The 26,778-nt window shown below is 65.4% G+C and carries 26 protein-coding genes and 2 pseudogenes; 21 read left to right on the top strand and 7 right to left on the bottom strand.

The window, feature by feature from the left end:
• The first annotated feature begins 86 nt into the window (after window positions 1-86).
• The 5 genes from K9S39_RS19500 to K9S39_RS19480 all read left to right on the top strand — a co-directional run bounded on the left by K9S39_RS19500 (window position 87) and on the right by K9S39_RS19480 (window position 7,544).
• Window positions 87-2,240, top strand: coding sequence for a DNA methyltransferase (locus tag K9S39_RS19500; RefSeq protein ID WP_248864649.1), 2,154 nt, complete (start codon window positions 87-89; stop codon window positions 2,238-2,240).
• Window positions 2,237-4,768 carry a DEAD/DEAH box helicase family protein gene (locus K9S39_RS19495; RefSeq protein WP_248864648.1) on the top strand — a complete coding sequence of 844 codons (2,532 nt, stop codon included), beginning with the start codon at window positions 2,237-2,239 and terminating at the stop codon, window positions 4,766-4,768. The genes K9S39_RS19500 and K9S39_RS19495 overlap by 4 nt, the downstream gene beginning before the upstream one ends.
• A 142-nt stretch (window positions 4,769-4,910) precedes the next feature.
• Entirely contained in the window at window positions 4,911-5,579 is a 669-nt protein-coding gene (locus tag K9S39_RS19490) for a ParB/RepB/Spo0J family partition protein (protein ID WP_248864647.1), read from the top strand.
• The gene (locus tag K9S39_RS19485; protein ID WP_248864646.1) at window positions 5,576-7,015 is read left to right on the top strand and encodes a methyltransferase domain-containing protein; all 1,440 of its coding nucleotides are present in this window, start codon (window positions 5,576-5,578) and stop codon (window positions 7,013-7,015) included. The genes K9S39_RS19490 and K9S39_RS19485 overlap by 4 nt, the downstream gene beginning before the upstream one ends.
• A 4-nt stretch (window positions 7,016-7,019) precedes the next feature.
• Complete coding sequence (locus K9S39_RS19480) at window positions 7,020-7,544, top strand: hypothetical protein (RefSeq protein ID WP_248864645.1); 525 nt, start codon at window positions 7,020-7,022, stop codon at window positions 7,542-7,544.
• A 109-nt stretch (window positions 7,545-7,653) separates the two neighbouring features.
• Here the strand turns inward: K9S39_RS19480 and K9S39_RS19475 are convergent, their stop codons facing one another.
• Window positions 7,654-8,784, bottom strand: coding sequence for a hypothetical protein (locus tag K9S39_RS19475; protein WP_248864644.1), 1,131 nt, complete (start codon window positions 8,782-8,784; stop codon window positions 7,654-7,656).
• Window positions 8,781-10,061 carry a hypothetical protein gene (locus K9S39_RS19470; RefSeq protein WP_248864643.1) on the bottom strand — a complete coding sequence of 427 codons (1,281 nt, stop codon included), beginning with the start codon at window positions 10,059-10,061 and terminating at the stop codon, window positions 8,781-8,783. The genes K9S39_RS19475 and K9S39_RS19470 overlap by 4 nt, the downstream gene beginning before the upstream one ends.
• 291 nt (window positions 10,062-10,352) lie before the next feature.
• Here K9S39_RS19470 and K9S39_RS19465 point away from each other — a divergent pair, with 291 nt between their 5' ends.
• The 4 genes from K9S39_RS19465 (at window position 10,353) to K9S39_RS19450 (ending at window position 12,999) form a co-directional block, all read left to right on the top strand.
• Window positions 10,353-10,598 carry a hypothetical protein gene (locus K9S39_RS19465; protein ID WP_406707971.1) on the top strand — a complete coding sequence of 82 codons (246 nt, stop codon included), beginning with the start codon at window positions 10,353-10,355 and terminating at the stop codon, window positions 10,596-10,598.
• Window positions 10,595-10,807, top strand: a complete 213-nt coding sequence (locus tag K9S39_RS19460) for a LexA family protein (protein ID WP_248864642.1) — start codon at window positions 10,595-10,597, stop codon at window positions 10,805-10,807. The genes K9S39_RS19465 and K9S39_RS19460 overlap by 4 nt, the downstream gene beginning before the upstream one ends.
• A gap of 124 nt (window positions 10,808-10,931) precedes the next feature.
• On the top strand, window positions 10,932-11,474 hold the full coding sequence (locus K9S39_RS19455; RefSeq protein ID WP_248864641.1) for a hypothetical protein: 543 nt from the start codon (window positions 10,932-10,934) through the stop codon (window positions 11,472-11,474).
• Entirely contained in the window at window positions 11,461-12,999 is a 1,539-nt protein-coding gene (locus K9S39_RS19450) for a phage terminase large subunit family protein (protein WP_248864640.1), read from the top strand. The genes K9S39_RS19455 and K9S39_RS19450 overlap by 14 nt, the downstream gene beginning before the upstream one ends.
• Window positions 13,000-13,165: 166 nt before the next feature.
• Here K9S39_RS19450 and K9S39_RS19445 read toward each other — a convergent pair whose 3' ends face one another.
• Window positions 13,166-14,407, bottom strand: a complete 1,242-nt coding sequence (locus K9S39_RS19445; protein ID WP_248864639.1) for an IS701 family transposase — start codon at window positions 14,405-14,407, stop codon at window positions 13,166-13,168.
• A 119-nt stretch (window positions 14,408-14,526) separates the two neighbouring features.
• On the opposite strand from K9S39_RS19445, the pseudogene K9S39_RS19440 reads away from it, so the two are divergent.
• Window positions 14,527-14,718: pseudogene (locus tag K9S39_RS19440) on the top strand (ion transporter permease); the annotation flags it as partial.
• Window positions 14,719-14,767: 49 nt separating this feature from the next.
• Here the strand turns inward: K9S39_RS19440 and K9S39_RS19435 are convergent.
• The 3 genes from K9S39_RS19435 to K9S39_RS19425 form a co-directional block, all read right to left on the bottom strand.
• Window positions 14,768-15,178 carry a DUF6069 family protein gene (locus tag K9S39_RS19435; protein ID WP_248864638.1) on the bottom strand — a complete coding sequence of 137 codons (411 nt, stop codon included), beginning with the start codon at window positions 15,176-15,178 and terminating at the stop codon, window positions 14,768-14,770.
• Window positions 15,175-15,786 carry a TetR/AcrR family transcriptional regulator gene (locus K9S39_RS19430; protein WP_248864637.1) on the bottom strand — a complete coding sequence of 204 codons (612 nt, stop codon included), beginning with the start codon at window positions 15,784-15,786 and terminating at the stop codon, window positions 15,175-15,177. The genes K9S39_RS19435 and K9S39_RS19430 overlap by 4 nt, the downstream gene beginning before the upstream one ends.
• 124 nt (window positions 15,787-15,910) lie before the next feature.
• The gene (locus K9S39_RS19425; protein WP_248864636.1) at window positions 15,911-16,660 is read right to left on the bottom strand and encodes a DUF4145 domain-containing protein; all 750 of its coding nucleotides are present in this window, start codon (window positions 16,658-16,660) and stop codon (window positions 15,911-15,913) included.
• A 200-nt stretch (window positions 16,661-16,860) separates the two neighbouring features.
• On the opposite strand from K9S39_RS19425, the gene K9S39_RS19420 reads away from it, so the two are divergent.
• Window positions 16,861-18,660 carry a hypothetical protein gene (locus K9S39_RS19420; RefSeq protein WP_248864635.1) on the top strand — a complete coding sequence of 600 codons (1,800 nt, stop codon included), beginning with the start codon at window positions 16,861-16,863 and terminating at the stop codon, window positions 18,658-18,660.
• Here K9S39_RS19420 and K9S39_RS19415 read toward each other — a convergent pair.
• Entirely contained in the window at window positions 18,545-19,102 is a 558-nt protein-coding gene (locus K9S39_RS19415; protein ID WP_248864634.1) for a hypothetical protein, read from the bottom strand. The genes K9S39_RS19420 and K9S39_RS19415 overlap by 116 nt on opposite strands.
• 162 nt (window positions 19,103-19,264) lie before the next feature.
• Here K9S39_RS19415 and K9S39_RS19410 point away from each other — a divergent pair, with 162 nt between their 5' ends.
• From K9S39_RS19410 to K9S39_RS19365, 10 genes and pseudogenes are all read left to right on the top strand, one after another.
• Entirely contained in the window at window positions 19,265-19,936 is a 672-nt protein-coding gene (locus tag K9S39_RS19410) for a hypothetical protein (RefSeq protein WP_248864633.1), read from the top strand.
• Window positions 19,937-20,054: 118 nt separating this feature from the next.
• Entirely contained in the window at window positions 20,055-20,483 is a 429-nt protein-coding gene (locus K9S39_RS19405) for a head decoration protein (RefSeq protein ID WP_248864632.1), read from the top strand.
• Window positions 20,480-21,529: a major capsid protein gene (locus tag K9S39_RS19400; RefSeq protein WP_248864631.1), complete on the top strand. Its 1,050-nt coding sequence runs from the start codon at window positions 20,480-20,482 to the stop codon at window positions 21,527-21,529. The genes K9S39_RS19405 and K9S39_RS19400 overlap by 4 nt, the downstream gene beginning before the upstream one ends.
• The gene (locus K9S39_RS19395) at window positions 21,529-21,744 is read left to right on the top strand and encodes a hypothetical protein (protein ID WP_248864630.1); all 216 of its coding nucleotides are present in this window, start codon (window positions 21,529-21,531) and stop codon (window positions 21,742-21,744) included. Before K9S39_RS19400 ends, K9S39_RS19395 begins: the two co-directional genes overlap by 1 nt.
• Window positions 21,745-21,813: 69 nt before the next feature.
• A complete protein-coding gene (locus tag K9S39_RS19390) occupies window positions 21,814-22,134 on the top strand; it encodes a hypothetical protein (RefSeq protein ID WP_248864629.1) in 321 nt (106 codons plus the stop codon).
• A gap of 15 nt (window positions 22,135-22,149) precedes the next feature.
• Window positions 22,150-22,518: pseudogene (locus K9S39_RS19385) on the top strand (transcriptional regulator); the annotation flags it as partial.
• 71 nt (window positions 22,519-22,589) lie between these two features.
• A complete protein-coding gene (locus tag K9S39_RS19380; protein WP_248864628.1) occupies window positions 22,590-22,913 on the top strand; it encodes a histone-like nucleoid-structuring protein Lsr2 in 324 nt (107 codons plus the stop codon).
• A gap of 865 nt (window positions 22,914-23,778) precedes the next feature.
• A complete protein-coding gene (locus K9S39_RS19375; RefSeq protein WP_248864627.1) occupies window positions 23,779-24,495 on the top strand; it encodes a hypothetical protein in 717 nt (238 codons plus the stop codon).
• Window positions 24,486-25,523, top strand: a complete 1,038-nt coding sequence (locus K9S39_RS19370) for a hypothetical protein (RefSeq protein WP_248864626.1) — start codon at window positions 24,486-24,488, stop codon at window positions 25,521-25,523. Before K9S39_RS19375 ends, K9S39_RS19370 begins: the two co-directional genes overlap by 10 nt.
• Window positions 25,524-26,027: 504 nt before the next feature.
• Complete coding sequence (locus K9S39_RS19365) at window positions 26,028-26,765, top strand: hypothetical protein (protein ID WP_248864625.1); 738 nt, start codon at window positions 26,028-26,030, stop codon at window positions 26,763-26,765.
• The last annotated feature ends 13 nt before the right edge of the window (window positions 26,766-26,778 follow it).

Genomic DNA, 26,778 nt, shown 5'->3' with positions numbered 1-26,778 from the left:
TGCCAAAGCCATATGACGATCTTTTAACATGGCCCCTCCGAGCCGCCAAGGCTATGAGATAGTCAGACGCAGGGGGACCCACCGGTATGGCCTACATCGACGACGTCTTAAGCAACCTCGCTGACCAAGACGCCGCCCAGGTCATACGTGCCGAGCTGGCGCGCATCCGGGATCGGCAACGGTTCGGCATCTTCTTCGAACGGCACTTGCCAGAACACACCGCCTTACCCGGTACGCCGATCGTGGCAGGCGCGCGGGTGATCCACCGTGACCGCCCCGACGACCGGATCACATATCAGGTGACGGCTGTTGAGGCGGGAACGGCGTACATTACAACCGATGCTGAAACCCCCGATGACGAGTTAGCCGTACCGGTCGCCGACCTCACGCCGGTCGCCGTGTTCGGTGAGCCGCTCTATCCCGGACTCATCTCCGTGGACCGCACCGAGAACGGCCCGGCTGACCATCCGTGGCACGCGGTGATCAACGCAGAGAATCACCATGCGCTAGAAGCCCTCCGCTACACGCACCGACGCGCCATCGACTGCATCTACATCGATCCGCCGTACAACACCGGGGCGCGTGACTGGCGGTACAACAACGATTACGTAGACGGACAGGACGCCTACCGTCACAGCAAGTGGCTCGCGTTCATGGAACGCCGGTTGTTACTTGCGCGCGACCTGCTCAACCCTGCATCTTCGGTTCTGATCGTGACCATCGATGCGAAGGAAGTCCACCACCTCGGTTGCCTGCTGGAGCAGATCTTTCCGACTGCGGTTCGCCAGATGGTCACGATCGTGATGAACCCCAATGGGTCACCCCGGGCAGCGGAGCTGACCAGAGTCGAAGAGTTCGCCTTCTTCGTTTTCATCGGCGATGCGGCGCCGGCCAGGGTGGCCGACGATCTGCTTGCGGATCCAGCGAAGGCAACCGACGACCCGCCCGAAGACCAGGCAGAAACCCAGCAAAAGGTCCGCTGGGAACGCCTGTTACGTGGAGGGGTCAACTCAAACTCCTCGCGCGAAGCCGTGCCGACGTGGTTCTACCCGTTGTACCTGGACCCCGAGGCCCGTCACATCGTGGGAGCAGGAGAACCGCTTGCACGCGATGAGGACTGGCGCACTGTCCTGACCCCGCCTGGGCTGATCTCCCTCTGGCCGCTGAAGACCGATGGCGCAGAGGGCATTTGGCGCATGCGTCGTGAGACCTTCCTTCGCAAGCTTAAGGACGGACACATTCGCGTCGGCCAGTACAACGCCAAGCGGGACCGCTGGTCGGTGTCATACCTCCCCGACCGCCTGGTGCGAATGATCGATACCGGGGAACTTCTACTCACAGGCCACGACGCCAACGGCGTCATGCAGGTTGAGTACAACGGAACCCCCCGGATCCGCACTGCTAAGACCGTGTGGAACCGTCTTGCACATAGCGCCGGAAAATACGGGACCGAACTAGTCAAGTCCCTAACCGGACGGCCGTTCCCGTTTCCCAAGTCTCTATACGCCGTGATGGATGCCTTGCGCATCGCGGTGGGCGACAAGCCCGACGCAGTCGTACTCGATTTCTTCGCCGGCTCAGGCACAACGGGACACGCGGTCGCCAAGCTGAACGCAGAGGACGACGGCAGCCGAAAGTTCATCCTTGTGACGAACAATGAAGTAGGTCCTGACCAGGCCGCCGCTCTGCGCAAAGCAGGGTACCTCCCAGGTAACGCCGAGTGGGAGGCCCAGGGGATCGCCGAGAACATCACGTGGCCACGAATCCGGGCGGCCCTCGCCGGCCAAACCCCACAGGGGGAGCCCGTCGCGGGCACCTATCTGGACGGGACAGCTATCGCAGGCGGCCTTCCAGAGAATGTCGAGTTCTTCCGCCTTGCGTACCTTGACCGTGATGCGGTGAGCCTGGGCCTGGCATTCGAGGCCGTGGCTCCCCTGTTGTGGCTGAAAGCCGGGGCCACCGGTCCACGAGTCAGCCAAGTCGACCCGTCGGGATGGGCACTGCCCGACGGAGGAACGTACGGGGTGCTGTTCGACACCGGCAAGGCCCGCACGTTCGTGCGTGCTGTACGGGCCCGGCCTGATGTGCGGTGCGTGTTCATCGTCAGTAGGTCAGCTGCGGTGTTTACCCAGGTCGCAGGTCAGCTCCCCTCCGGAGTAAATGCGGTGCACCTGTGGGACGACTACCTGACAAGTTTTGAGATTGGCACCGCTAACGTAACGGGGGAGGACGCGGCGTGAGGTACGCGCTCAAGGACTACCAAGAATCGGCCGTCTATGATCTCCTCTCGGCAATGGAGCGAGCTCGTGACGAGTACGAGGCCACGGACGAATATCAGGCGGTGTGTCTGACCGCACCCACGGGTGCAGGAAAGACAGTGATTGCCACGGCCGTTGTCGAGCGTCTCTTCCACGGTGACCCCGAGATCGGAAATCCCGCGGTCGATGGCACTACTGTCCTGTGGGTCACTGATGACCCTTCGCTGAATGTGCAGACGCTTCGGAAGATGTACGCCGCATCGTCTCGCCTGGACCTGGGGCCTCAACTGGTGACCATCGATGGGGCATTCGATGCCCAGCTGCTGCCCCAGAATGCGGTGTCTTTCCTCAACATTCAGAAGCTGCGTCGTGGCTCCCTTTATGAGCGCGGCGGCACAGACCGACGCAAGTGGTCTCTGTGGGACACAATCAGCAACACCGCAGGTCGTGTGGGCGGCCGGTTCGTCGTGGTGATCGATGAAGCACATAGGGGCACCGGCAACGGGTCGGACCGGCCGACGATCATCAGCCGCATCATCGGCGGCGACCAAGGCAAAGGGCGAGCGGCGGTACCGCTGGTGTGGGGCATTACCGCCACCCCGGAACGCTTTCACCAGGCGATGTCAGCGACGCGGAAGCCGTCACGTGTCCAACGAGCCGTGGCCGTGGACGTAGTCGACGTGCGCGCCTCCGGCCTTGTGAAGGATGTCATCGTTCTCCACAATCCTCAGGACAGCCCTGCGGCGGACACCGCACTCACCGTCGAGGCAGTGCGTACCGTCCGCGACTACGAGGCCAAGTGGGCAGCGTACGCTGCCGCCAATGACGAGGCTGCGCCGTTGCCCATCCTGGTGATTCAAGTCAAGGCGAAGGTGACCGCAAAGGACGTGAGCGATCTCGTGGCATCGCTACGGGACGCGTGGAGCGGCCTGACCACGGACGGAATTGTTCATACCTTCGGCGACTGGGACGGGGTCACGCATGGCCACATCCCAATCAACAACGGAGCGGCTGTCCGGTACGTGGAGCCGCACGCGGTCCAGGACGACGACCGGGCGCGCGTCGTGCTGTGCAAGGAAGCGATCACAACGGGTTGGGACTGCCCCCGTGCTGAGGTACTGCTGTCATTCCGCACCGCGCGGGATGCGACGTACATCGCCCAATTGCTCGGGCGGATGGTGCGAACCCCGCTGGCACGAAGGATTGACGGCGACGAGACGCTTAATACGGTGGCCGTATTCCTGCCACATTTCGATGCCACTCAGGTCAACGCCGTGGCATCAGCCTTCCAAGATGGGGCACCGTCGGAGGACATCGGCGTATCTGATACGACGACGGAGCTAGCAACCTGCTTGAAAAACCCAGAGATAGCAGAGGAAGTGTGGCAGGCGGCTGCGGACCTTCCTACCTACACCCGGCCCGCGCATCGGAGCCGCTCTGACATCACGCGCCTACGAAAGCTGGCGCACCTACTCGCTTACGACGGCATCGATGAGGATGCCCCCGCCCAGGCGAACGAGGTGATCCTGGGTGCTATGTCCTCCCGCATCGAGGCCCTACGAGCGACGGGAGAGCTTGAACGGGCCGTTCGAGCCGCCACAACGGTGCGCATGGTTTCGACCGCCCATAACCTCGTCACAGGCCACTCAAAGGCCACCGAGGGCCGCGCCGTACGCCTCGACCCACGGGGGATTGACCGGGAGTACCGAAAGGCAGCTCGACTGTGGCCAGATCAGACCGCGGACGAGTACCTGGCCCGCCGTCACAAGGACGGTCCCGACCTTGCCTCCGCGAAGGGCGAGATCATCGCCCTCACCAAAGGCCCCGACGCATTAGTTGCTGTGGAAGCGGCGGCCGCCACATACGTCCGCGAACTTGACCGGAAATACCGACGCCGGGTCGACACCCTGCCTGCCGCGCGCCGGGCTGAGTACGACGAGCTGCGCGAACAGTCTGCCAGTGCCGAAGAGACGCGCTTGATCCTCCCGGAGGCGGTCACTGCTCGCCCGTCCGAGAAGGCATCAAGCGACCCGCTCCACTTGTATGCCGTCGAAGCTGACAGGCTGTATCCGCACGTGGCGAACGGGTGGGAACGCGAGATCCTCGACACCGAACTCGCTGAGCCCACACTGTTGGGCTGGTACCGCAACCCCACAGGCGGGCGACGAGCTCTCCGCATCCCCTACACCGATGGGTCAGATCACAGGCAGGCGGTCTACCCCGACTTCGTGTTCTTCCATCGGAACCCGGATGGCGGAGTGTCGATATCGATCGTAGACCCACACGGGACGCACCTTGCGGATGGCGTCGACAAGCTACGCGCACTGGCCGCCTACGCTGCCGAGCACGGACAACGGTATGCCCGTATCGATGCTGTAGCGAGGGGCGAGGATGGGAGATTATCGCGGCTGAACCTGTGCCGAGCCGACCAACGCGAGGCCGCACTGGAAGTTGAGCAAACCGAGGATATCGATGCTTTGTTCAGGAGATTCGGCTCACTGTACTCCTAGTATCAGAAAGGCAGCGACGGCGCATACGGCGCTCCCTTGCTCAGCATCACGCTCGGCAGGCCGTGAGGAGAGCCCGCGTGGGACAGCATGGCTGCCTCGTTTGATGACCTAGGCTCAATGGCGGGCGTGGGGCTGGAGCCTCGTGTCCACTGCCGCTTCTCGCATACCAGCCTCGCTCGCGGACCTTGCCGTTCCCGTCGACGAGCTGGCCCCGTACCACCGCAACCCGCGCACCGGTGACCTCGATGCCATCGCCGAATCCCTGGCCACGAACGGCCAGTACCGTCCCATCGTGGTCAACCGGGGCACGCTGACCGGCCGACCCAACGAAGTCCTCGCCGGCAACCACACCCTGAAAGCCGCCAAGCAACTCGGCTGGGACGAAATCGCCGTCACCTGGCTCGACGTCGACGACAACGCAGCAGCGAAGATCGTCATCGTCGACAACCGCACCAACGACCTCGCCGGATACGACACCGCGCTCCTCGCCGACATCCTCACCGACCTCCCCGACCTTCAGGGCACCGGCTACGACCAGCAGCAGCTGAATCAGCTCCTGGACGATACCGCTCTTCCCGCCCCGATCGAGCTGCCGAGCGACGGCGCCGGCACTGGTGCGGCAGCCACGGTCGACTACCTCCAGTGGGGCTACATGCAGTGGTCATCCACCCGCGTACGGATCACGCAAGCCGAGGTGGAACTACTCGACGCCCTGTACAAGCAGTTCGTCGACGCGCACGACTCTGACATGGGCTTCGGCTGGCACGTCCTGAACGAGGAGCACCGCGCCGCAGAGGGAGCTGTCGCGTGAGCAGCCTCGACGTACGGTTCGACCCCGCCTACCCGCTGAGCAAGCTGCGCCCCGCCGACTACAACCCGAGGCGCCTGTCCGAGGAGTCGTTCATTCGACTCCAGGGGTCGCTACGCCGCCACGGCGTAGTGAAGCCGGTCATCTTGAACGCGGACGGGACACTGGTCGCGGGCCACCAGAGAACCAAGGGGCTGAAGGCGATCGGCGAGACGACGACGCCGGCGATGGTCCTGCCGCAGAAGGTCCGGCTGCAGGACGAGATCAAGTTCAACCTCCTGCACAACCGTGTGGAGACCGAATCGAGCGTCGTGTACGCCGAGCCGGGGCCGATCGGCCAGTGGTGCTGGATCCCGTGGCAGACCATCGAAGTCGAGGAGTCGAAGAACCTGCCGTTCCAGCAGGCGATCGGCTTCATGACCGCCGCGCACGGTCCGTGGGGATCCGTCGTTATCGATGACCAGGGCCGCATCGTCCTCAACGCCGAGTACGCGGCCGTCGCCAAGGCCCAACGCTTCGACGTCCTCGCCTGGACCGTCGCCTCCTTCGACGCCGGCCAGCTCGTCCAGGACCTCACCGGCGAGTACGGCGTCTACGACTGGACCGGTCTCGAAGACCAGGCCCCGGTGTGGAACCAGCACATCGTCCAGCCCAACCGGCTGCGCGAGCACTCCTCGAAGGCCAAGGCGGACAAGGTCCGTTACAAGTCCGAGGTGTGGGAGCGCCTCGCTCTGCCATGGCTGACGACGTCGCATCGCGTCGTGGACTTCGGGGCCGGTCACGGGGACTACGCCCGGCATCTGCGGGCCAGCGGCTACCGGGTGCAGGACTACGAGCCGTACCGAACGATCAAGGGGAAGTACGCCCTCGACATCCGTACGATCGTCGGCCAGATCCGCGGCATCGAACGCGAGCTACGCGAGCGGGGTCTGTACGAGGTGGTCGTCCTCGACTCGGTCATCAACGCCACGACATCGCTCGACTACCAGCACTGGGTGCTGCTCACGGTGAATGCACTCTGCGCGGCCGACGGACAGGTGTGCATCGGCACCCGCAATCTCGACCGGGAGATGGCGTACGAGAACTCCGACCACTCCATCAGCCGTGACTCGACCCGCCTGTCCTTCCTCGACTCCAACAACGTGGACATGCGCTTCGTGCGCGGAAAGTGGCAGCGCATCCGCTACCACACACCCGAGTCGCTGCGGGGTCTGCTGTCCCGGTACTTCGAGGACGTACAGCTCAGCGACACCACCCGGGCGACCGTCAAGGCCGTGTGCCGCAAACCGCGTCCCTTCCCTCTGGCCGAGTACGAGGAGGCTTTCAAGAACGAGTTCAACATGCCTTACCCCAACGAATTCCGACACAACAAAAATGAGGGAATTTCAGCAATTCTGATAGAATTGATGAAGAATAGGAATTCCAAAATGGAGGGGTGACGGAATGGAATCGGGGGCGGACCCGCAAAGGGTCCGCACTGAAATAGAAGCACGTTCCAGCTACCGCATCATGTGGCTGGCCGGCATCCGCGAACTCGACCTCACGCAGCACTGTCTGAAGACCTTCGCCGACTGCGACAAGCCCTGGATCGACCGGCGGAAGCAGCATCAAACGCTCTGGCTGCCGGCAACGAATCCGCCGGCTGCCTGGTATCTCTGCGCCCTTCCGTTCCCATGGGACTGGCCCAGGAACGCCCATCTGGCGTTTGAGTATGCGCCGGGCGAGACCTGGGAGGGCGACGCCATGGTGCCCGGTCTCACGGTGCGGCTGGCCAACGCGCGGCCCATCTTCGGCTGGGGTGAGCAATCCATCCCGGCCGACGCTCCACTGCGTCAGTCGAGATTGCACCGGACCTGCCGTAACTGGCAATTCGCCTGGTGGCTGCGGACTCATCGCGGGGTTCCCGAGGTCGAGGTCGTAGCCGACGAACAACCGCTACTAGGGAGCGAGCAACTGCCGCTCATGTAGCCCGGAGGCGGAGCCCGGGAGCACACGGGCTCCGCCCGCTGCTAGGCCACCCGACCTGTGCACCGTCAGACGCGCGCTGCCTGCCCCGCTCCCAACCCGTCATGTGCCATCACGTCACGGGCTCACCAAGGAGCAGGGAACGTGCGCGAGAACGGAACCCGGCATCCAGGTTGGCACTGCCTACAAGGAAGCCAACGACATCGGCAGCACGCTTGGCAGCTACCTCCTCGTACAGGCCCCCCATGTCCTCCGGCTGTTCGATCCGCTTGCCGAGCGCGGTGACCGACGTGGCGAGCTCAAGCATGCGCAGAGCAGGCAACACAGCATCGGGCCTCGCAAGGACTCGGACCGCAAGTTCACGCAGGCGCGGAAAGTACGTCGGAAGCAGATCGACGTGCACTTGCTCCGGCAGGGCGCCACTGCTCTTGATGCTCTCCAGCAACTGCGACAGGTTCTGTTTTTCGCGCAGCCCTGCGGGCCCTCCGAATAGATACTCCTGCAGTCCGCGATCAGGATCGGCAACATGGGTGACCCGAACACTCTCGACGGCGTGGCTCAGTGAGAGCAGATATAGCCAGGCGCAGTCCAGGACAAGCGCCAGGTGCTGAGGGATTCGGGGATCCAAGTGCTGAGCAGCGGCGGCGAGTTCGTCGATCAACTGCATCAGATTCCGGTGCTGCTCGGTGATCCAGTACGTAAACTCCCGGTACTCCACGAGCGGCTTGAGCCGCTTGTCTAGTTCACCGAAGGAGCGCAGTACGGTCGTGGCCTTATCCGGTTGAAACAGCCACGCCAGGGGCTCAGCGTCCAGTGCGAGATCGCATGGATGCAGCTTCTCCAGGCTTGTGACCTCCACGCTATTGAGCGCGGAGATCTTCAATCGGGACGTCAACTGCCTCGCTGCGTTGCTCAGATCCTTCTCGCGCACCATGTAAGCGGCGTCCGCGGCGAAGAAATCGGCCACGCCCCGAACCCAGAACATGCGGTTCGTCGAGCCTTTGCTGGAAGTCTTGCAGTCCACGATGGCGCTCTGCAGGCGAAATCCCCCCGCGACGGTGTACCCGAGCACGTCCAGATCGGTGTAGGCCTCGGGCGCCCCGGAGCGGCGCCCGCGCTGCCCAGGCGGCAGGGCATCGAACATGGCGACGCTGCGCAGCTGCACGTCCAAACGGGTGGAGTAGCCCATCCGCCACAGCAGCCGGCGCGAAGCGACCTTGAGGCCGAGGTCAAGCTCGGTCATCGGGCACGTCCCCTTCCCAGAGCGGCATCCACGAAGCCCTGCCACTGCTTCGGCCCGACATGAGCCTTGGCACGCGTTCGGGACATGGTCTGCATGGGCGCCATGAATGGCTGCCCCAGCGCCAGTGCCTGGCGAGCCTGCTCGTCGCCCACCCGGCCCTCGATTTGCTCCCCGAAGGCGATCAGCTCACGGGCGATCCGCAGAGCCTCGCGGTTGTCCGGCGTGTCGATGAAACGCGGGGTGACCCAGCTGCCACCCGGTTTGAGGTCGGGATCGAACGCAATCAGCCCTGCCGCGTGCACCAACCGGTACTGCCGCTCGTGCGAGCCGTGCGGATACAGGAAGCCACGGTTCGGATCGAGCAGTTTGTCGATGACGGCCACCAACGCCTCGGGCGGAAGGTCAGTGACGCCCCCGAAGTGCTGGCCGCACCGCAGACAGGCCAGCAACGCCAGAGCTTTCTCCAAGACGGGCTTTCGGCCTCGTAGCAGCTCCCGGTCAAGGGTGTACGGCAACGCCGCGAAAGGCTGAACTGTATGGTCCGGCCGCTCCACCGAAGGCGCCAGGAGCAGACCTCGCGCGATCGCGTCCTGCAACAGGGGCTGGCCATCCCCGACCGGCAGGCCTTGCTCCCCGCGCACGGCCGCGAAGGCTTCCGCAAGCTGGTCCGCCCCGTGATCACGGACCAGTTCAGCAATCACCTGCGGGTTCTCGAAGCCGAAGAAAGGGGAGTAGAGCACGTCACCGTCTGGTACCTGGATCCGTTTGACGAGTTCGGATCGCTCGCCGATCTCCAGCAAGCTGGGCAGCGCGGCCGAGTCCAGACCCACCTGGCTTGCGGCTTCTTCTTCCGGAACTGGCCCATCCGCCAAGTAGTCCACGAGGAGCACCAACTGCTCCTCCGCCTCAGAGGGCTGACGGTCCCGCCACGCCTCCCCGAGCTTCGCGTAGAGGTCGTCGTAGTACGGCACGCTCTCGGTGAACTGAGTGATCTTGCCGCCGGATCGTTGCATGCCCTCAACAAAGCCCACGTCCGCCAATGCGGTGATGACTTGATCGAAGGCGAATTGGTTGACATCCAGCTGCTCCGCTGCCACGGCGCGTAGAGCCTGTGCGTTCTGGATCACCTCCTGCCCCCGGATGAGGGCAGCCAGACTGGCAGCCATGCCGATCAGCTGGGTGTCGGCTAGCGGCGTCAGCGACCCAGAATTCGGGTCCACGTTCCGTAGCCCCGCGTGCACGTCCTGGCAACGCAGTCCCTCATCGAACTTCTCCACCAAGCCCCCTCATCCAAGCTCAACTGTGACCAGGCGGCCCTCGCGACCCTCTAACGCCCGTCCTGCCGAGCGAAGGCATGAAGGGACCTGAGGGCGCCGCAGGCGCCAGCGCCGACGCGGGCCCGCACTGACCAACATTCTTCCGCACCGGACGGACACAGGCCGGATCAATCTCCGAAGCGCACGGGGCCGACTGGCCAACTAAAGATCGAAATGGTCAAGTATCCGTCGACGGCACATTCACCCATCCGTGCGCTGCGCCATAATTCGAACATGTGATGCAATTCCTGGGTGATGCCTTATGCCTTCCCAGACGACCTCATGCAGGCCCAGCGCGACTGGTACACCGCGTACCGGCAGCTCGCCACGACAGAGAATCCCGCCCAGACCACGGTTCTGCGGCGCACGCTGCAGCGGCTGTCCGTACGCATCAGCACGGACCCCTACTGGGCGACCATCCCCGGCCGTGCACCGGGCCGCCAGGATGGCGTTGAAGCGGCAGGCGTGGGAGCCGAACCTGAGGCGGGCAGATCATGACCGCCTACATGACCAACACCCAGCATCGGATATTCCGCGCTCTGCGCGAGCTGACCGACGACGTCGGATACCCGCCGTCTATACGGGAGGTTGCGACGGCGGTGGGCGTATCCGCCTCGACGGTCGTATACCACTTGCAGGCGATGGAGCGCGAGGGGATCGTCACCCACACCCCACGCCGCAGCCGCTCGTACCAGGTGCTGCAATAGACCAGGCGCCGGTCCGGCGGCCAACGATGAATCTGGCCTATGCGGCGCGGCGCACCCGCACAATCCGGCCTGGCGCTTCAGTCAGGGATCATGGACGGGAGGCGCGGGGCCAGGGAGTTGTGTCATGGGCCGCCCCAACCGGGCCACTCGGGCTGCGATAACCCAGCGCCGCGCCGATGCGATCGACCTCAAGCTCGCCGGGGTGGACTGGCTGACCATAGGCCGCAAGCTCGCCGCCGACCCGGCCATCAACTCCGACGCCATCGCCTACCCCCAGGGGTACGGCATCGACAAGTACAAGCGCGGCCAGGAGCCCCCCAGCGACAAGCGGCTCATCGAGCTCGCCTGCAAGGACGTCTCGAAAGCCCTCGCCGAGCGCACCACCGCCCTCGACGAGAACGCCGACGAACTGCGGCAGCTCATGGTCGAGCGACTGGAGCGACTCTTCTTCGGCGTATACCGGGCCGCGATCCGCAACGGCGATTACCAAGCCATCGACCGCGCCGTGCGGATCATCGAACGCAGCAGCCGCCTCCTCGGCTTGGACCGGCCCGCCCGCACCGAATTGTCCGGCCCGGACGGCGGTGCCGTCCAGGTGGAGACCGCGGGTCTGAACGAACTGGAGCGCCTTATCAACCTCGCTGGCGGCGAGGGTGGCGAGGGCTGACGAAGCTGCGGTCCTCCAGCTCTACCGGACGCTTTCCGCCCAGCGCCGTCATGAGATAGCCGCAGCCTCCAGTCCTGAACTGCGCTCCCGCCTCGTACGCATCGAGCGCGAGCTGGCCATGGACCGCTCGCCCGGCGCGATGGCCGCCGTGCTCACCGACAGCCGGGAGATACAGGCCCCGCACCTGGGCCTGATCGACGCCGCCTTCGAACAGGTCGCTGCCGGGAAGCCGACCAGACTACTGCTGACGATGCCGCCCCGACACGGCAAGAGCCGCAGAGCCGCACGGTGGGCGCCCCTCTGGTACCTGCGACGACGCCCCGAGCACCGGGTGATGATCGCCTCCTACTCCTCGGACCTGGCTGATGATCACGGCCGGTGGATCCGCGACGCGATCCTCAACTACGGGCCTCAGATCGGCGTCAGCCTGCGGCCTGGTTCCAGTGCGGCGAATCGTTTCGACCTGGCCGGTACCGAGGGTGGCGCCGTCATGGCCGGTGTCGGCGGTGGCCTCACCGGCAAGGGCGCACACCTGGCCGTGGTGGACGACCCGATCAAAGACGCGGCCGAGGCCTCCTCGCCGACCATGCGCAAGCGGCTGTGGGAGTGGTGGCAGGCCGTCCTCCTGACCCGCATCGAGCCCGGCGGTTCAGTCATCCTGATCCAGACCCGCTGGGACGAGGACGACCTAGCCGGCCGAGTCCTCGCGGACGAGGGCGACCGGTGGACGGTCATCGACCTCCCCGCACTCGCCCTCTCCGAAGACGACGCCCTCGGTCGCCCGATCGGGACAGCTCTGTGGCCGGAGCGGTACGACACTGACGCGCTCGCCGAAATCCGCCGCTCCGTGGGCGAACGCGTCTGGTGGTCCCTCTACATGCAGCAGCCTCGCCCGCAGGATGGCGGCGTATGGCAGTGGCCCTGGATCACCAACAACCGCATCAGCGCCGCCCAGTTCCGCGGCATCGACCTCGCCCGGATCGTAGTCGCCGTCGACCCGGCGGGCGGGGAGTCCGCTGTCGGTGACGAAACCGGCATCGTGGCCGCAGCCAACGACCGCGAAGGACATCTGTACGTCCTCGACGACCGCTCCGGCAACCGCGGCGCCGACGCGTGGGGGCGCGAGGCCTGTCTGTTGGCGATCGAGCTGCGGGCGGACGCGATCGTGGTGGAGAGCAACTACGGCGGGGACATGACCCGCCAGATCCTGCAGCAAGCATGGCAGGAGCTCCAGCGCGAGCAGCGCACGGAGAACTTGCTCATGCCCGCGGTGCTGCCAGTGACCGCCAAGCACGGCAAGAGATTGCGGGCGGAGCCGATCGCTCAGCTCTATGAGCAGGGCCGTGTCCACCATGTCGGGGAGTGGCCCACGCTGGAGCAGCAGATGGTGACCTGGGTCGCGGGCATGGACAGCCCAGACCGGATGGATGCTGCCGTGCATGCTCTGACGCAGCTGGCAGACCCACAGATCAGTGGAGCAACTCCATTGCCGTACAGCGATCGCCGCCTGCGGGCACGGAGGTGACGTTTCGCATACCTCGAAGCCGCTATCACAGGGTGAACATTCAGGCCTCTGCGTGACTCGATGCCATAGGGCCCCTGCTCCACGGCGCAGTACGTTCTCAGCGACGCTGCCGCACAGGGTTGCCGGGGCGACCACTACCTAGTACTCCAGCCGTAGTTGTGGATCTTCATGGTGTGGCTGTGCGGCGGCGGTAGTGGCATGTGCGGGCCCGGGCTTGATGCCGGCGGCGCCATAGGGACCAGTGCAGACGGTGTTCGCGTTGGTTGTCGGGCGGCGTTGTGGGGGTGGTGAACAGTCGCTGGATCTCGTTGCAGGTGAGTGCGATCAGCCCGTCGGGGACGGGTTGGTCGCGGTGCTCGCGGGCGCGGACGACGGCGAGGAAGGCATGCGCGAGCATGGCCAGGGTGACCCAGCGCAGCCAGGGGGTGTAGCGGCGGACTTGGTGCTCGTCCAGGCCGGCGAGTCCTTTGCCGGCCTGGAAGGTCTCCTCGATCCTCCAGCGCATCCCGGCGACGCGTACCAGCGTGCCGATCGGCACCAGATGGGGGCTGAAGCAGCGGTAGTAGGCCAGTTCGCCGGTGGTGCGGTTGCGGCGGATGAGCAGCCGGTAGACGCCCGCGACGGCCTCCGGGAGCAGGTCGATGGCGGCCCAGTCGTAGTGGCGCGGCCCTTTCGCGCCGCCTCCGGCGGACATTCGCTGCCAAGCGGTGCGTGGCACCTTGCGTACCAGTGAATCGACACGGAACTTCCCACCGGCCGTGCGGACTTCAGTGCGGCACGAGACGGCCATGACAGACCCGATCTGGCGCTCGGCCAGCATCTGGGCCAGAGCGGGGTTGCCTCCGTAGACCTCGTCCCCGGTCACCCAGCCGACCGTGTGCCCGGCCTCGCAGAACCGCTCGATCATCGCCGCGGCCAGCTGCGTCTTGGTCGCAAAGCGCGTGGTGTCGGACTCCAGCCCGGCCGCCCGGCATCGCTGAGGGTCCTCGGCCCAGATGCGGGGCAGGTACAACTCCCGGTCCACAGCGGCGTGTCCACGCTCGGTGGCATACACCAGGTAGACCGCCACCTGCGCATTTTCGATCCTGCCCGCCGTGCCGGTGTACTGACGCTGCACCCCGACCGTCGCCTGCCCCTTCTTCACATCGCCCGTCTCGTCGACGATTAGCACCGCCTGCTCGGCGCCCAGGTGGTCGACGACGTACTCACGCAGATCGTCACGGACTGCGTCCGCGTCCCACTTCGCCCGCTCCAGCAGATGCTGCATCCCATCCGGTGTGGCCTCGCCGGCCCACTCCGCGATCGTCCAGCAGTTCTTCCGCGGCAGGTCCGCCAGCAGCCCTCGGACGAACGTCCCCACCCGACGGCGGGGTTCGGCACGCGCGAACCGTCCGGCTATGCGCCGCATCAGCCCTGCGAAGTCATCGTCCCAACGGCCCGGGTCTACGCTGTGACCAGCGGCCACCGCCTGATCTTCAGTCTTCACACACCGATGATCACCGGTGGCCGCACCTGTCTCCGACCCCCCAGACCTCCCCCGACCTTGCCTACGACTCCGACATCGCCAGCATCGGCCTGACCATCCCGGCGGTGGCCATCGCAGCGATCTGGCACGAGGGTCCGCTCTTGCTGGGCCTCGGCCCGACCCACCAGGTATCGCTCTTCATCTCGATCGTGGTGGGCACTTTGACGGTCATCCCCGGCCGCGCGACGCTCTAGCAGGGCTGCCGCCATCTGGTGCTGTTCGCGGCGTACTTGGTGCTGGCGGTCACCCCCTAGCAGCACCGGCTCCCGCCCCGGGGGACCTGCCGACCAGCCCCGGGACCAGCACCGCCGCCACCGCCAGGTGCATCAGAGCGAGGAAGAACCGGGTGCCGCCGTCCATGCCGGCGCCGATGAACGGCAGGAAGGACACGGCCAGTACGACGCCGGCCACCCCGGTCCAGATGGCGCGGGCGCGCCGCGCCCCGAACCGCTCCAGGGCGGCCAGCAGTCCCCAGCCGGAGAGCGACGCGAGCAGCGCGACGACCGCCACGGGCACGGCGCCGATGTCGAGCGTCTGCTCGCCGTCGGCGATCCGCAGTCGGTGCCCCAGCAGCGGGTCCGCAACCAGCCACACCAGGACGGGGGCCAGGACGGCCAGGGCCGTAACCCCCAGGCGCCTTCTCCGCGCGCTCACTTGGCGGCCCCCGAGAGCGCCCCGTGCAGGAAGACCTCCACCAGCTCCTGCGGGGTCAGGTCGGGCTCGCCCTCCGTACGCGGCTGAGTGAAGAGCAGCCCGAAGAAGAGGGCCGCGATCTGCTCCGGCGGTCGACGCAGGGCGGCCTCGTCGGGCTCCAGCAGCTCCGCGAGGGCCGCACGGATACGGGCCGTCGACTCGTCGCGGCCCGCGCCGCGCACCGTGCCGGGGTGCTTGCCGCCGCGATGCCCCAGCGAGCCGAGGATTGCGCCCATCCTGGACATGTGCGCCTGCAGCGCCTCGGCCGCCTCCGCGAGCCGGTCGGGCAGCGGCTGGGATACGTCGATCGCGTCGAGCTCACGGACCGCGTGCTCGGGGGAGAGCGCCTCGGCCACGCATGCCTGCAGCAGCTCGTCCTTGTCGGCGAAGACCCGGAAGATCGTTCCCTCGCCGATGCCCGCGGCGCGGGCGATCTTCGCGGTCGTCACCGCAGCGCCGTACTCGGCGATCAGCGGGATCGCGGTCTGGATGATCATTTCGCGGCGCTGCTCCGGCGACATGCCGGGGGCGCGGCGGCGGGTGGTCTGGTTCTCCTTAGGTGCTGTCATGACCGCGAGAGTACGGAGTGAGGACTCACTCCGTCAATGAGTGAGTCCTCACTCCGCTCACTTTTCCCGCACTCGGCTGCTTGTCGATGGCGGCCCACCAAGATCCACAACTACGGCTGGAGTACTAGGGTGAGGCCTGCTTCGCTGCCGCACGTCGAGCGGCTCGCTGGGACACCAGCCTGGCCCGCTGTGCAGGCTGCACGTACAACACGAGAACGGCTTCCTCGATCAGCTCTGCAATGTCCGCAATTTCCTCAGCGGAGTACGCCAGACCGTCGTGTGCGGCGTCATTCCCTACGAGGCGAGCCTCGTGAAAGGCGTCCACAGTTTCCTGAGCTACTCCCAGCTGGGAGAGAGTGGTAATGCGCTGGTACAGACTGTTTCCCTGCGCACCACGCTCCTTCACGATCTGCTCAACTGCTGCTCTATACCCAACTCCAGCCAGGCGGAGTGCCCCTGCCGCCTCAGCCAGTGCGGCTTCGGCAAAGATTTCGCGCACTGTCTGTGGCGCATCATCAGCGAGCTCTCGCGGAAGCGGCGCCGGCCACACTTGGGTGATTTCAGCGGTGCTCCGTTCCATCACCACTACGCCGTCACTGTTGTGGCGGTACTCGCCCCTCACACGGTGAACGTAGAGGCTGGTTTTGTTACACCAGTTGCAGATAATGCCGAGCTCGAAGGTCACATCACTCGGTTGAGATAATCCTTCATAGAGCCTCTCGGGTGGATCCAAGAAGCCGATACGGGGGTCCAAGGCATCGTATTTCAACACCCCATAGGCCACATGCTTGCGACAGTGCGCGCACTGGCCGGCGAGCCGCGCACCGGGCCTGAGTTCGAGGTCCTCCTCGAGGACCGTACGCTCGATCGTCATGGTGTCTGGACTCTAGCCGTCCACGGCGCTCGGGACATCATCAATTTCCGTATGGGTCTGCGCTGTTGACGGTCCGCTTGCGAGGAACCGACCCAGGACTCGGGTGGGTTGATCTCTCAGGATAGAGAGCAGCAGAGATCCTCAGTTGTCCACCTCGCTATGGTGGAGGGAGCGCGGGGCTGACGAATCGGACTGTCTTCGTGGGCCTCCGGACCTTCCTGACCGATGCCTGGTCGTGGCTGAACTACAAACCGGTGATGGCCGGTACGTACAATGGGCGACCGCATCGGGCCCTCACGCCTGAGCTACAGGGCACCTGGCTCCCCGACGATGCGGTTCGCCGTCTTTCCGCATACAAGCTCCTTGCCGCGTACGACTCCAACCAGGCCGGTGAACTGGCCACACTGGCCGGCAACGAGGGCGCGGCTGAGCGCAGGGAGTTCGGGGACCCGTCCACGTTCGTCGATACCACGCTTGCTCATCTCCTGGGGAAGACACAGCAGATCATTGTGCCCGGCGCCGAGCACGCAGGTGACGACGATGCACCCCCCGAGGCCGTGGCGGCGGTTGCCGTGCAGCAGCGGCTGCGGGAGTGGGCGGAGGCTGAGCTGCTGCCGCTGCGGATGCAGGCCGCGGAACGTAAGGCGGTCCTCCTCGGCGATGGGCTATTCCTGCTGGCCTGGGATCCGGAGAAGGGCCGAGTGCGACTCAAGACCTACGATCCCGGCTTCTACTTCCCTGTCCTTGAGGACGACGCCGATCCAGGTGACTACCCGCGGCGAGTCCATCTGGCCTGGGAGATACCTGAGGATCCGAGAAGTGGACTGAAGCCGAAGGTCCGCAGGATCACCTACGAGTTGGGGCCCGTGGTTCCGGCGACCCGCAGCAGCACGGACGAGAGCGGTCGGGCGGGACGGCATCCCGTCCTCGACGAAGCGGGCTCCCAGGTGCTGAAGCCCGGCGACCGGTATGTGCCGGAAGCGGGCCACATCGAGCGCACCTACCCGTGGGCTCTCGACCGTTCGTCGAGGACCACCTGCTATCTGACCGATGCCGAATGGTTCCTCGACGATCTCCGCCACGGGCAGAGCCTGGACGATCTCCCCCTGGACAAGGCGCACTTCCGCACCCGGACTGATGGTGAAGTCCTGCACCAGCTGGATCTGCACCTCGACTTCATCCCGCTCGTCCACATCAGCAACACCGTCGCGGACGGCGAGCACTTTGGACAGTCCACCCTGGCAAAGGTCATGCAGGCCCTGGACGAGCTGGCTGAGACCGACACCGACTCCGCCCGCGCCTCCGCGACCACGGGTGCGCCCATCATCGGCCTTGCCGGGGCCCGTGCCGAAGTCGACCGCGTCACCGGCCGCCCCAAGCCCCTTGCAGTCGAGCCCGGCACGGTCTTCCAGCTCGCGGACGGCGGACGCATGGACGTCCTCGATACTTCTGGACAGCTCTCGGAGCTGCGGGCCAGGGTCGAGGAGATCCGCGACCGGGCCGCCGTCAACGCCCGCCTGCCCGCCGTGAGTCTGGGCACCGTCGACCCCTCCGACGTGCCGAGCGGCTACGCGCTCCAGCTGTCACTCGGGCCGCTGGATTCCCTGGTGGACTCCATGCGTCTGGCCCGCGCCCACAAATACGCGCTGCTGCTGAAGATGGTGCAGCGCATCCACCAGGCCGGCCGAGCCGAAGGCTGGCCCACGGGCCAGCCGCTGGCCGCGCGCATCATGTTCGGCCCGCACACCCCGACCGACCGAACGGCGATCCTTGATGAGGTCGTCAAGGGTGTGTCCGCCGGAGTGTTGTCTCTGGAGACCGGGATCCGGATGCTGCAGGACGCCGGATACCCGATCGAGGATGCGCGGGAGGAAGTCAGCCGGATCACTGCTCGGCAGGAAGCTCCGGTGCCGGTGCGTCATCGGGCGGCAGCTTCGTCTTCCTCATCCCTTCCCGCTGCTGATCAACGGGCTGACGAAGATGCTCTTCTTCGACGGTGACGAGGTTTCCCCGGCCCACCTGGACCTTGTAGGTGCCTTCGCCGCCGGGCAGGCCGTCGATGCGCGTCACGTAGAAGCACCAACCTGCGACGTCACCGTACGAGCTGGGCAGTACCTCGCCGGTGCTGGGTTCGATGCCGGAGGCCAACTTGCTTTTGCCTGAGGCGTCGTAGATGACCACGGCTTCCCCGGCAAGATTGGGAGTGCATTCGCCGCTCTCAGTCTTGGACCCGGGGTCCGTCACGGGTGACGCTCCGGCGACCAAGGCGGTGAAGGGGCTGCGGTCCACCCACGGTTCCCATGCCCACAGCGAGACTCCCGCAGCGACGACCACGGCGGCCGTTGCTCCCCATTTCGCCGCACGGCGCTTCTTGAGCGGCTCGGAGCCCTTCGCCAGGGACACGACAGGAGATATCAGGTTAGATCCTGGGACTTCAGACATAAGTTGATCATCTCAGGTTTGCGCCGACCGACATCTAACGGAGCCGTGTGCCAGCCTGGTTGGCCTACCGGATCCGAGTGGCCAGTGCCGGGCAGCAGATGTGCTCTTGGCATCCGTAGACTCGATCACGGCGCGGGGCCGTCATGGGAGTAGCACCACTTGATGACCCGCAGCCTGCCCGCTCCGCGTACCGTGCTCGGCTACCGCCGTGACGGCCGCCCGATCTACCCCATGCTCGGCGCCTCCTCCGACGATCCGTCGAACGACGAGGTCACCGTCAGCATCAGCCAGAAGCAGCTGAACACGCTGATGGCCCGGGAGAAGGACCAGGGCGGCCGGGCCGCGGTGCGCGGCCTGATCGAAAAGCTCGGCTTCTCCAATACCAGCGCACTTGAGGAGTACCTCGCCGGTGCCCGGCAGGCCGAGCAGGAGCAGCTGTCCGAGGCGGAGCGCCGCGAACAGACGGTGATCGAACGTGAGAAGGCTGCTGCCGCCCGTGAAGCTGCGGCCCTTACCCGCGAGCGCGACGCTGCCCGCCGAGCTGCCCTCGCCAGCGTTGGGGCAACCGGTCACGACCTGGACGACGCCGTGGCACTCCTGCGCGCCCCGGACGACGCGGACAGCGACGCCCTCAGCGAGGCGGTACAGGAGCTGAAGACTCGCCGCCCCGAGCTGTTCGCCAGCATCCCCGCAGGTGCCCAGCAGCTTCCTGCAGCTCCTGGCGGCGCTCCTGCCTCGGTCCCGCCGCCGCGCCCCGGCGGCGTCGACCACAAACCCGGGTCGGCCGGTCTGGAGATGGCCCGCCGCCGCGGCATCCTCCCCGCCCCCAAGTAACACCGACTGGCCCTGGCTGGGGTCAAATTGGGGACCACGCCCCTCCCTTCCTCCTCGTGGACCGCGCCACCACCGGGTGAGTGCGCGACCGCACCCAGCACCACCAGGAGAAGCGGCGTTGATCCAGCCGTACACCACCTCCGTCACGGTGACCGCTGACCGGGACTGGCTCGCCTCCCGGCACGGCACCGACTCCACGGAGACCATCACTCTCGACCTGACCAAGCTCGCCAAGGACACTCACTACGTCGAGCCGTCCGCAGGCCAGCCGCACGGTTACGTCCGCTCCGGTGTCCCAGTCGGCCGCATCACCACCTCCGGCCTCTACGGCCCGTACGACCCTGCGGCAAAGGACGGCCGCGAGACCCTCGCCGGCCTCGTATACGCCGAAGCAGCGTTCACGCCCGGCACCACCAAGGTCCCCGCGGCACTGTTCTGGCACGGCACCGTGAAGACCTCCAAGATCCCCGGCGGCATCGACCCCACGAAGATTGCGTTCAACCCGACGGCCGCACAGATCCGCTTCCTCGGGGCGGTGAGCGCATGAGCGTCGCCGACCTCCTCAAGGGCGTATCCGTCGCCGACCTGACGGTCTACGCCAGGTCCATCCCGACCCCGGCTGACTTCCTCCTCACCCAGTCAGTGTTCGCCGAGACGCAGGTGAAGGACGTGAAGTGGCGGGTCCGGCAGTCCAAGCGACGCGTCAACACCGCCTCCTACCGTGCCTTCGACTCGTCCGTACCGTTCGCGAAGCGGCAGGCCGAGTCAACCCAGACCGAGGGCACCCTTCCGGCGCTGGGCCAAAAGCTCCTGATCGGCGAGATGGAGCAGCTGCTCCTCGACGCTTCCCGCGGCGCGGACGACGACCGCCTGGTGGAGCTGCTGTACGACGACGTGGAGCGGCACGTCGAGGCGATCCGCTCCCGTCTGGAGCTCGCTGCCGGTGATGTGCTCCTGGACGGCAAGTTCAGTCTGGCAGGCGAGAACGGTCTGACCGTCGAGGTCGACTACGGCGTACCGCAGGCCAACATGCCGACCGCGCCGAAGCCGTGGAGCGCCCCGGACGCCGATCCGATAGCGGACGAGCTGCGGTGGATCGACTACCTCGACTCGATCGGCGCGCCCGCGCCGGAGATGGTGCTCACCTCCCGTAAGGCGTGGTCGCACCTGGCCAGCAACCAGTCCTACCGGGCGGCTTACTACGGCACGCCGGCTGGCGGACAGACGCCGACTGCGACGCTGAACCCGGAACAGATCAACTCCGTGCGTGGTACCTACGGTCTGCCGCCCGTCACGTTTTACAAGGCTCAGGTCTGGCAGGACGACGTCTCGAAGCGGGTCCTGCCGGATGACCGGTGGATCATGCTTCCGCCGGACCGAGCGAAGTGGGGCCAGACCCAGTACGGCACCACCACCGAATCCCTGGCTCTGTCGCGCGGCACGAACCCCCAGATCGAGCGGGAGGACGCGCCGGGCATCGTCATCACCCGCGATGTCGAAGACGACCCGGTGCAGATCTGGACCAAGGGTGCCGCGATGGCGATGCCGGTCCTGTACTCGCCGGACTGCCACATCACCGCGACCGTCCTCTAATGAGCGCCGCCGTGAATTCCCTGGGCGTCCTGGCAGCCGCAGTCCACGTCCTCGACCCGGTTGAACGCATCCCCGTGGTGTTGCTCGCCGGCGAGCAGGTCACGGATCGGGCGATCGCCGAGCAGATCACCAATCCGTGCTGCTGGGAAGGCGGACAGCCGCCCACCCAGGAGTCAGCCCCCAGTAAGTCCGCCCGGAAGGCGAAGCCCGCCTAGGGCCGACCCACGCGGCGGGGAGGAGCCGAACCCGCGCTCCTCCCCGCCGCCTCTTTAACCAGGAACTGCGTGAACATCGACGTACTGCGCTGGCTTCAATCCCAGCTCGGACCCGACACCGACGCCGAAGACCTCACGGCCCGGTACGAGCATCTGCGCTCAGCGAAAGCCGTCGCCCTCGAAGTCCTGCACGAGCGGGTCGCCGCGCTCGTCGCCGAACCGCTGAAGGTCACCGTCAATGGCGTCGCCACCATCGACAACTCAGCCAACGTCGCCGCCCTCGAACGCCGCGCCGCGCAAATCGCCGACGAGACAGCCCCTGACGATCCGCACGCCACGGGCCACGACCTCCTCACCACCGTCCAGCTCTGCGCTCGGCGGCGACGGTGAGCACACTTGGCAGACGACGAGTCGCCAGACTGGCTTGACTGGTACGGAGAGGCCCAGTTGAAGTCGACGGAGGGCAAGGTGATGCTTCGGTCCGGTCAGGTGGACCGGGCCACCGCCTCTCTGGAGACCTCGGTCAGGAAGGCAGCTCCGAGGGACAAGGCCGTGCGGTCCAGCCGACTCGCTGAGGCCCGTCTAGAAGGCCACGACCTCGACGGCGCACTCGATGCCGCGAATTACGGCGCCGATTTGCTGGAGAGTCGAGTCAGTTCGATTCGCGCCTTGGACAGGCTGAAGGAGTTCTCAGGCGGACTCAACGCACATCGCTCCGTCCCGGCCGTACGCGAGTTTCGCGAACGACTGAACGCGCTGCCAGCTGGCGTTTAAAACACTGACGAAAGTTGCAGTGCGATCAGCTGTGGAGATGGAAAGCACCAGGCGCCTCTACACTTTGACCCATGGCACAGAAGATTGTCACCATCTACACAGACGACCTCACGGGCGAAGAGTCCTCAGAGGCCGCAACGCACACCATTTCTCTTGACGGTGTGACGTACGAGATCGACCTCGGGTCGGACAGCTACGACAAACTGCTTGAGGCGGTTGGCCCCTTCCTGAAGGCCGGCCGCAAGACTGGAAGGGCTCGCAAGCCCCGGAAGGCTGCCGTCAGCGGTGACGACACCGCGGCGATCAGGGCATGGGCGAAGGAGAACGGCTACCAGGTCAACGATCGCGGTCGTGTGCCAGCTGACATTCGCGAGGCGTACCAGAAGGCTCACTGAACTGGCACACTGAAGAAGCCCTTCACGTGCCGTGAAGGGCTTCTTCGCAGTCTCACGCGACACCCAGCTCAGTGTCTGGAATTTTGGGACCTAATGTCACATAACTTCAGGCAATTCGCTAGCCAGACTGATCAATTGCCCTTCGGCTACGTCGGGGACGTGATATCCATGCTCGCGAACACGAGTCAGGTTTCACGCAGCCGTGGCGCACCCACATCCTGTCCGCCATCGCATGGCGCAACTGCGAGAGCCCCGCGGATCTGGAGGCAGCAGCCCTTCAAGCTTCCGCGGCCCAAGGACTTCACGCCGACGCCCTGGTACCCGGCCAGCGCGCGTTCTAGCTCACCGACCACGAACTGGCCACCCTCGACGGCTCCGAGGAAATGTTGCGGATCCTGGTCCGCTCGGCAGTCTGGGACAGCGCCTGGGACGTGTGGCCCACCCCGATCGGCGGCCACCATCTCCTTGTCGACCCTACGGCTACGGCCGAGGCGGTCACTGCCGCCTTGCACATCAACGCTCACGCCGTCGACGCCAACCCGCAGCACACAGTCTCTCGCCTGGATACCACCCGGATCACTCGCCATTTGCTGGCCTGCTGGGACCTGGGGCTGGACGCCGGTACCGTCACCCGCGACGCAGCCGCCCGCGACCGGGCCTTCCACGACTTCGGTGGCGCGGTCGCTGCGGCCCGTTCCTTCTATCTGAGTGGGCGGACCGCTCTCCAGATTCGGCAAGTGCCAGGTCCTGACACAGATTTGGCAACACGGGGCAGGCCGCACTCGACCCTCTGCGGCTGGCGGGGCCAGTTGACCCGATCCCGTCCCTGAGCAAGCCATGACATGACCGGTCCTGCAGCGGAACCATGCACGACAGCGATAGCGTCTTAGCTCATTGGATAGTCTATTCCTACCGGGAGTTGTTGCTCGTGGCCCGCCGTCTTGTGCCCACCGCCATCGCGCTTGCTGTCAGCGCGGCTCTGCTGCTGACCGCGTGCGGCGGAAGCGACGACAAGTCTAAGGAGTCTGACGAGATCCCAGGCACAGATCACTCGTCGAAGTCAGCAGTGCCGAGCACTTCCCCCTCAGACGATGGGGTCGAGCGGCCCAAGATCACCCTTCCAGAGGACGACAAGCTCGTCTTTGAGAAGAGTGGCGCCGACGATGCGAGGAAGGCCGCTGTACTTAAGGACAACCAAGAGTTCATTCGGGCAACGGATGATGCCATCATTCGAGGAGTGCCGGACTCTGATGCATTGAAGTTCTATGCCAAGAGCGACGCCTTGAAGGCAAGTGTGGAATGGGTACAGCAGTTTGTGGATGCCGGCCAGAGCATCACGGGAACCGTGCGCTATTTCAACCGGCAGGTCACGTTCCTCAAGGACGGATCGGCCGGCCTCACCTACTGTGGTGATGAGACTAAGGCTTACAACAAGGATCGCAAGACTGGAAAACGGACCGATGGTGCATCATCGGTCGCCGACGCATATGTCTTCTACAACTTGCGACTGGAGAAGGACGAGAAGGGCGTGTGGCAGGCCGCGCAGATGATGTCCAAGAGGGGGGCTCACCAATGCCGTTGAAGAAGACAGGCCGGATTCTAGCCGTGGCCTTGGTTGCCGTGACGTTCGCTTCGACCTCATCTGAGGCACTTGCCAATGGGCGTGCCCCAGGCCGGGGACCGAAGCCAGGGTCTCAGGGAGGTCAACCGAGCGGTGAGAAGAAGGGGCAAGAGATCGCATCGAAGATCACCTACGATCTGACGAAAAACGGGTCGGGCGGATCTGTTGGTGCGGTAACACCCGTTGGCGATTGGACGCCTCCACCTTGCTGGTTTGCGCCGAAATACACGCCCGATCAGTACAAGGCGTGGTGGGAAGACCTGTGGTCGTATGGCCCCGACGAAGCCGAGTGGGTGAAGAAATCGAAGAAGAAGTTCGGGAAGGGGGCCCCCGACGAGAACTTCCACAAGGATGACACCGGAAAAGGTTACTGGTGGGGGCACTTCATTAACCGCGACCGGATGGATGAAACCGCTGCGTGGGAGTGCTTCTCCCGCGACCCATGGTGGGTGAAAAAGGGTGAGGACCCTAAGGTCGAGCACGCCATTTCACCAAAAATTCTTGCGGGACTCGCCTATGACAAGATCCGAGTCCCTGACACCGCCGTCTCAATGAACCCTAACGGGAAGCAGACAGTTAACCTCCCTACCTGGGTCTGGCTAAATAAGGCGAGATTCAAGCCAATATCTGTGACGGCGAGCCTCCCAGCCCTCGACATGTCGGCGACGACGACTGCCAAACCGGTCAGCCTGCACATCGAGCCGGGCACTCAGGACGCGGAGGTCTTCCCTGCCTCTGGCGATTGCCCGATCAACGACGATGGCAGCATTGGCACCCCCTACGTCAAGGGCAAGGGAAAGCAGGACCCACCCTGCGGCGTCACCTACCTGCGCGCCACCACGAACACGCCGCCTCACAAACTCAAAGCAACCCTGACCTGGGAGATCGCATGGAAGGGCTCTGGTGGCGCCAGCGGCGACCTTCCCAACGGCACCTTCGGTACAACCACCGACATCACCGTTCAAGAGGCCCAAGCGATCAATCGCTGACGCGCAAACACGGATCATCGTCACGCAGACGATGCACATGATGCGCAGATGGCAGCGGCTGGCACGCGGCAGCTCGGGCCGCGTGCAGCCTTGCGATGAACCGGTTACCCCTGGAACACCGCCACCACTCCACGATTTCCGCGGCATCGCCGTGTTTCTTGGGGCTGATAAGCCTACGCCGTCGCCGGGCACTGCCCGGCGACGGGGCGTGGATGGCTCAATTTCAACGTTGTCTTGCTGTGCGTGTCGGTCGGTTTTGTCTTCGGTGGTGATTCGGCGCCAGCCAGCAGTGTTGGTGGACGTCCCGGCGTGCACTCTTCGGAGAGCGGAATGAATGGGGCATGTCACTCTCCCGCCAACGGTGCGAGCCAGTTGACCTCCCTTGAGGGGGTACTGAGCGGCTGATACGGTGCCAAGGCTTAGCAGTTAGCCGTTTGTCGCAGCGGGCTCAAGACCCACCTCATCGGATGCACAGCGGCACTTGGGGACATCCGGGGGGAGCTCGTGAACACTCAGCAGCATGCGCAGGCGGGCACCCGCGGCGGCAGTCCGGTAAGTCCACCTGTCGGTGAGCGGCTGCCAGTTACGCCACGGGAGCGGAAGCCTGCGCTCGCAGCTCTGGCCGTGCTCCTGATTTTGGCTGGCGCACTTGGTTCCACCATTCTCGTGCTGCGTGCCGGGGAACGTGTTGAGGCAATCAAGGTGACGCAGAGGGTCTCGGCCGGTGAGAAGGTTCCGGAGTCGGCGATCTCTTCGGTCATGGTGGCGAAGGATTCCGATGTCCAATATGTCGAGTGGTCCCAGCGCGGCCTTTTGAGCAAGTACCGCGCTTCGACTGATCTTGTCGAGGGTTCGGTGCTGGTGGGGCCGATGCTGACCGAGCAACAGGGGCCGAAGGCCAATCAGGTCGTTGTGGGGCTGTCGCTGAAGAGCGGGCAGTATCCGGGTGGGCTCAAGGCCGGTGACGTGGTTGCGGCGTACCGGGTCGGGACCGATGGTTCGAAGTCTTCTGCTGGGGCAAGCGGAGCCGCCACGGGCGGCACTGGTGGTACGGCCGGAAGCGAACCGCTGCTCGTCGATCGCGCCAAGGTCCAGACGGTCAACGGTGGAGACGGTGCTTCTGCCGGCGGCGGCGATCTGCCGGTTTCCTTGGTCGTTGACCAGACGGCCGCGCCGAAGCTGACCCAAGCTGCCGCTGCCGGCGAGGTTTCGCTGGTTCTCGTTCCCGCGCACAGCAGCTGACCGGGGCGAGAGA

This window comes from Streptomyces halobius (assembly GCF_023277745.1).
GTDB lineage: Bacteria > Actinomycetota > Actinomycetes > Streptomycetales > Streptomycetaceae > Streptomyces > Streptomyces halobius.
This window is presented reverse-complemented; position numbering and strand designations above follow the sequence as displayed.

What these genes read in the sequence shown, in the direction of transcription:
- K9S39_RS19500 (WP_248864649.1), top strand. Translation starts at nt 87, where the DNA reads ATGGCCTACATCGACGACGTCTTAAGCAACCTCGCTGACCAAGACGCC.
- K9S39_RS19480 (WP_248864645.1), top strand. Translation starts at nt 7,020, where the DNA reads ATGGAATCGGGGGCGGACCCGCAAAGGGTCCGCACTGAAATAGAAGCA.
- K9S39_RS19475 (WP_248864644.1), bottom strand. Translation starts at nt 8,784, where the DNA reads ATGACCGAGCTTGACCTCGGCCTCAAGGTCGCTTCGCGCCGGCTGCTG.
- K9S39_RS19460 (WP_248864642.1), top strand. Translation starts at nt 10,595, where the DNA reads ATGACCGCCTACATGACCAACACCCAGCATCGGATATTCCGCGCTCTG.
- K9S39_RS19455 (WP_248864641.1), top strand. Translation starts at nt 10,932, where the DNA reads ATGGGCCGCCCCAACCGGGCCACTCGGGCTGCGATAACCCAGCGCCGC.
- K9S39_RS19445 (WP_248864639.1), bottom strand. Translation starts at nt 14,407, where the DNA reads ATGCGGCGCATAGCCGGACGGTTCGCGCGTGCCGAACCCCGCCGTCGG.
- K9S39_RS19430 (WP_248864637.1), bottom strand. Translation starts at nt 15,786, where the DNA reads ATGACAGCACCTAAGGAGAACCAGACCACCCGCCGCCGCGCCCCCGGC.
- K9S39_RS19425 (WP_248864636.1), bottom strand. Translation starts at nt 16,660, where the DNA reads ATGACGATCGAGCGTACGGTCCTCGAGGAGGACCTCGAACTCAGGCCC.
- K9S39_RS19415 (WP_248864634.1), bottom strand. Translation starts at nt 19,102, where the DNA reads ATGTCTGAAGTCCCAGGATCTAACCTGATATCTCCTGTCGTGTCCCTG.
- K9S39_RS19410 (WP_248864633.1), top strand. Translation starts at nt 19,265, where the DNA reads ATGACCCGCAGCCTGCCCGCTCCGCGTACCGTGCTCGGCTACCGCCGT.
- K9S39_RS19400 (WP_248864631.1), top strand. Translation starts at nt 20,480, where the DNA reads ATGAGCGTCGCCGACCTCCTCAAGGGCGTATCCGTCGCCGACCTGACG.
- K9S39_RS19395 (WP_248864630.1), top strand. Translation starts at nt 21,529, where the DNA reads ATGAGCGCCGCCGTGAATTCCCTGGGCGTCCTGGCAGCCGCAGTCCAC.
- K9S39_RS19380 (WP_248864628.1), top strand. Translation starts at nt 22,590, where the DNA reads ATGGCACAGAAGATTGTCACCATCTACACAGACGACCTCACGGGCGAA.
- K9S39_RS19375 (WP_248864627.1), top strand. Translation starts at nt 23,779, where the DNA reads ATGCACGACAGCGATAGCGTCTTAGCTCATTGGATAGTCTATTCCTAC.
- K9S39_RS19370 (WP_248864626.1), top strand. Translation starts at nt 24,486, where the DNA reads ATGCCGTTGAAGAAGACAGGCCGGATTCTAGCCGTGGCCTTGGTTGCC.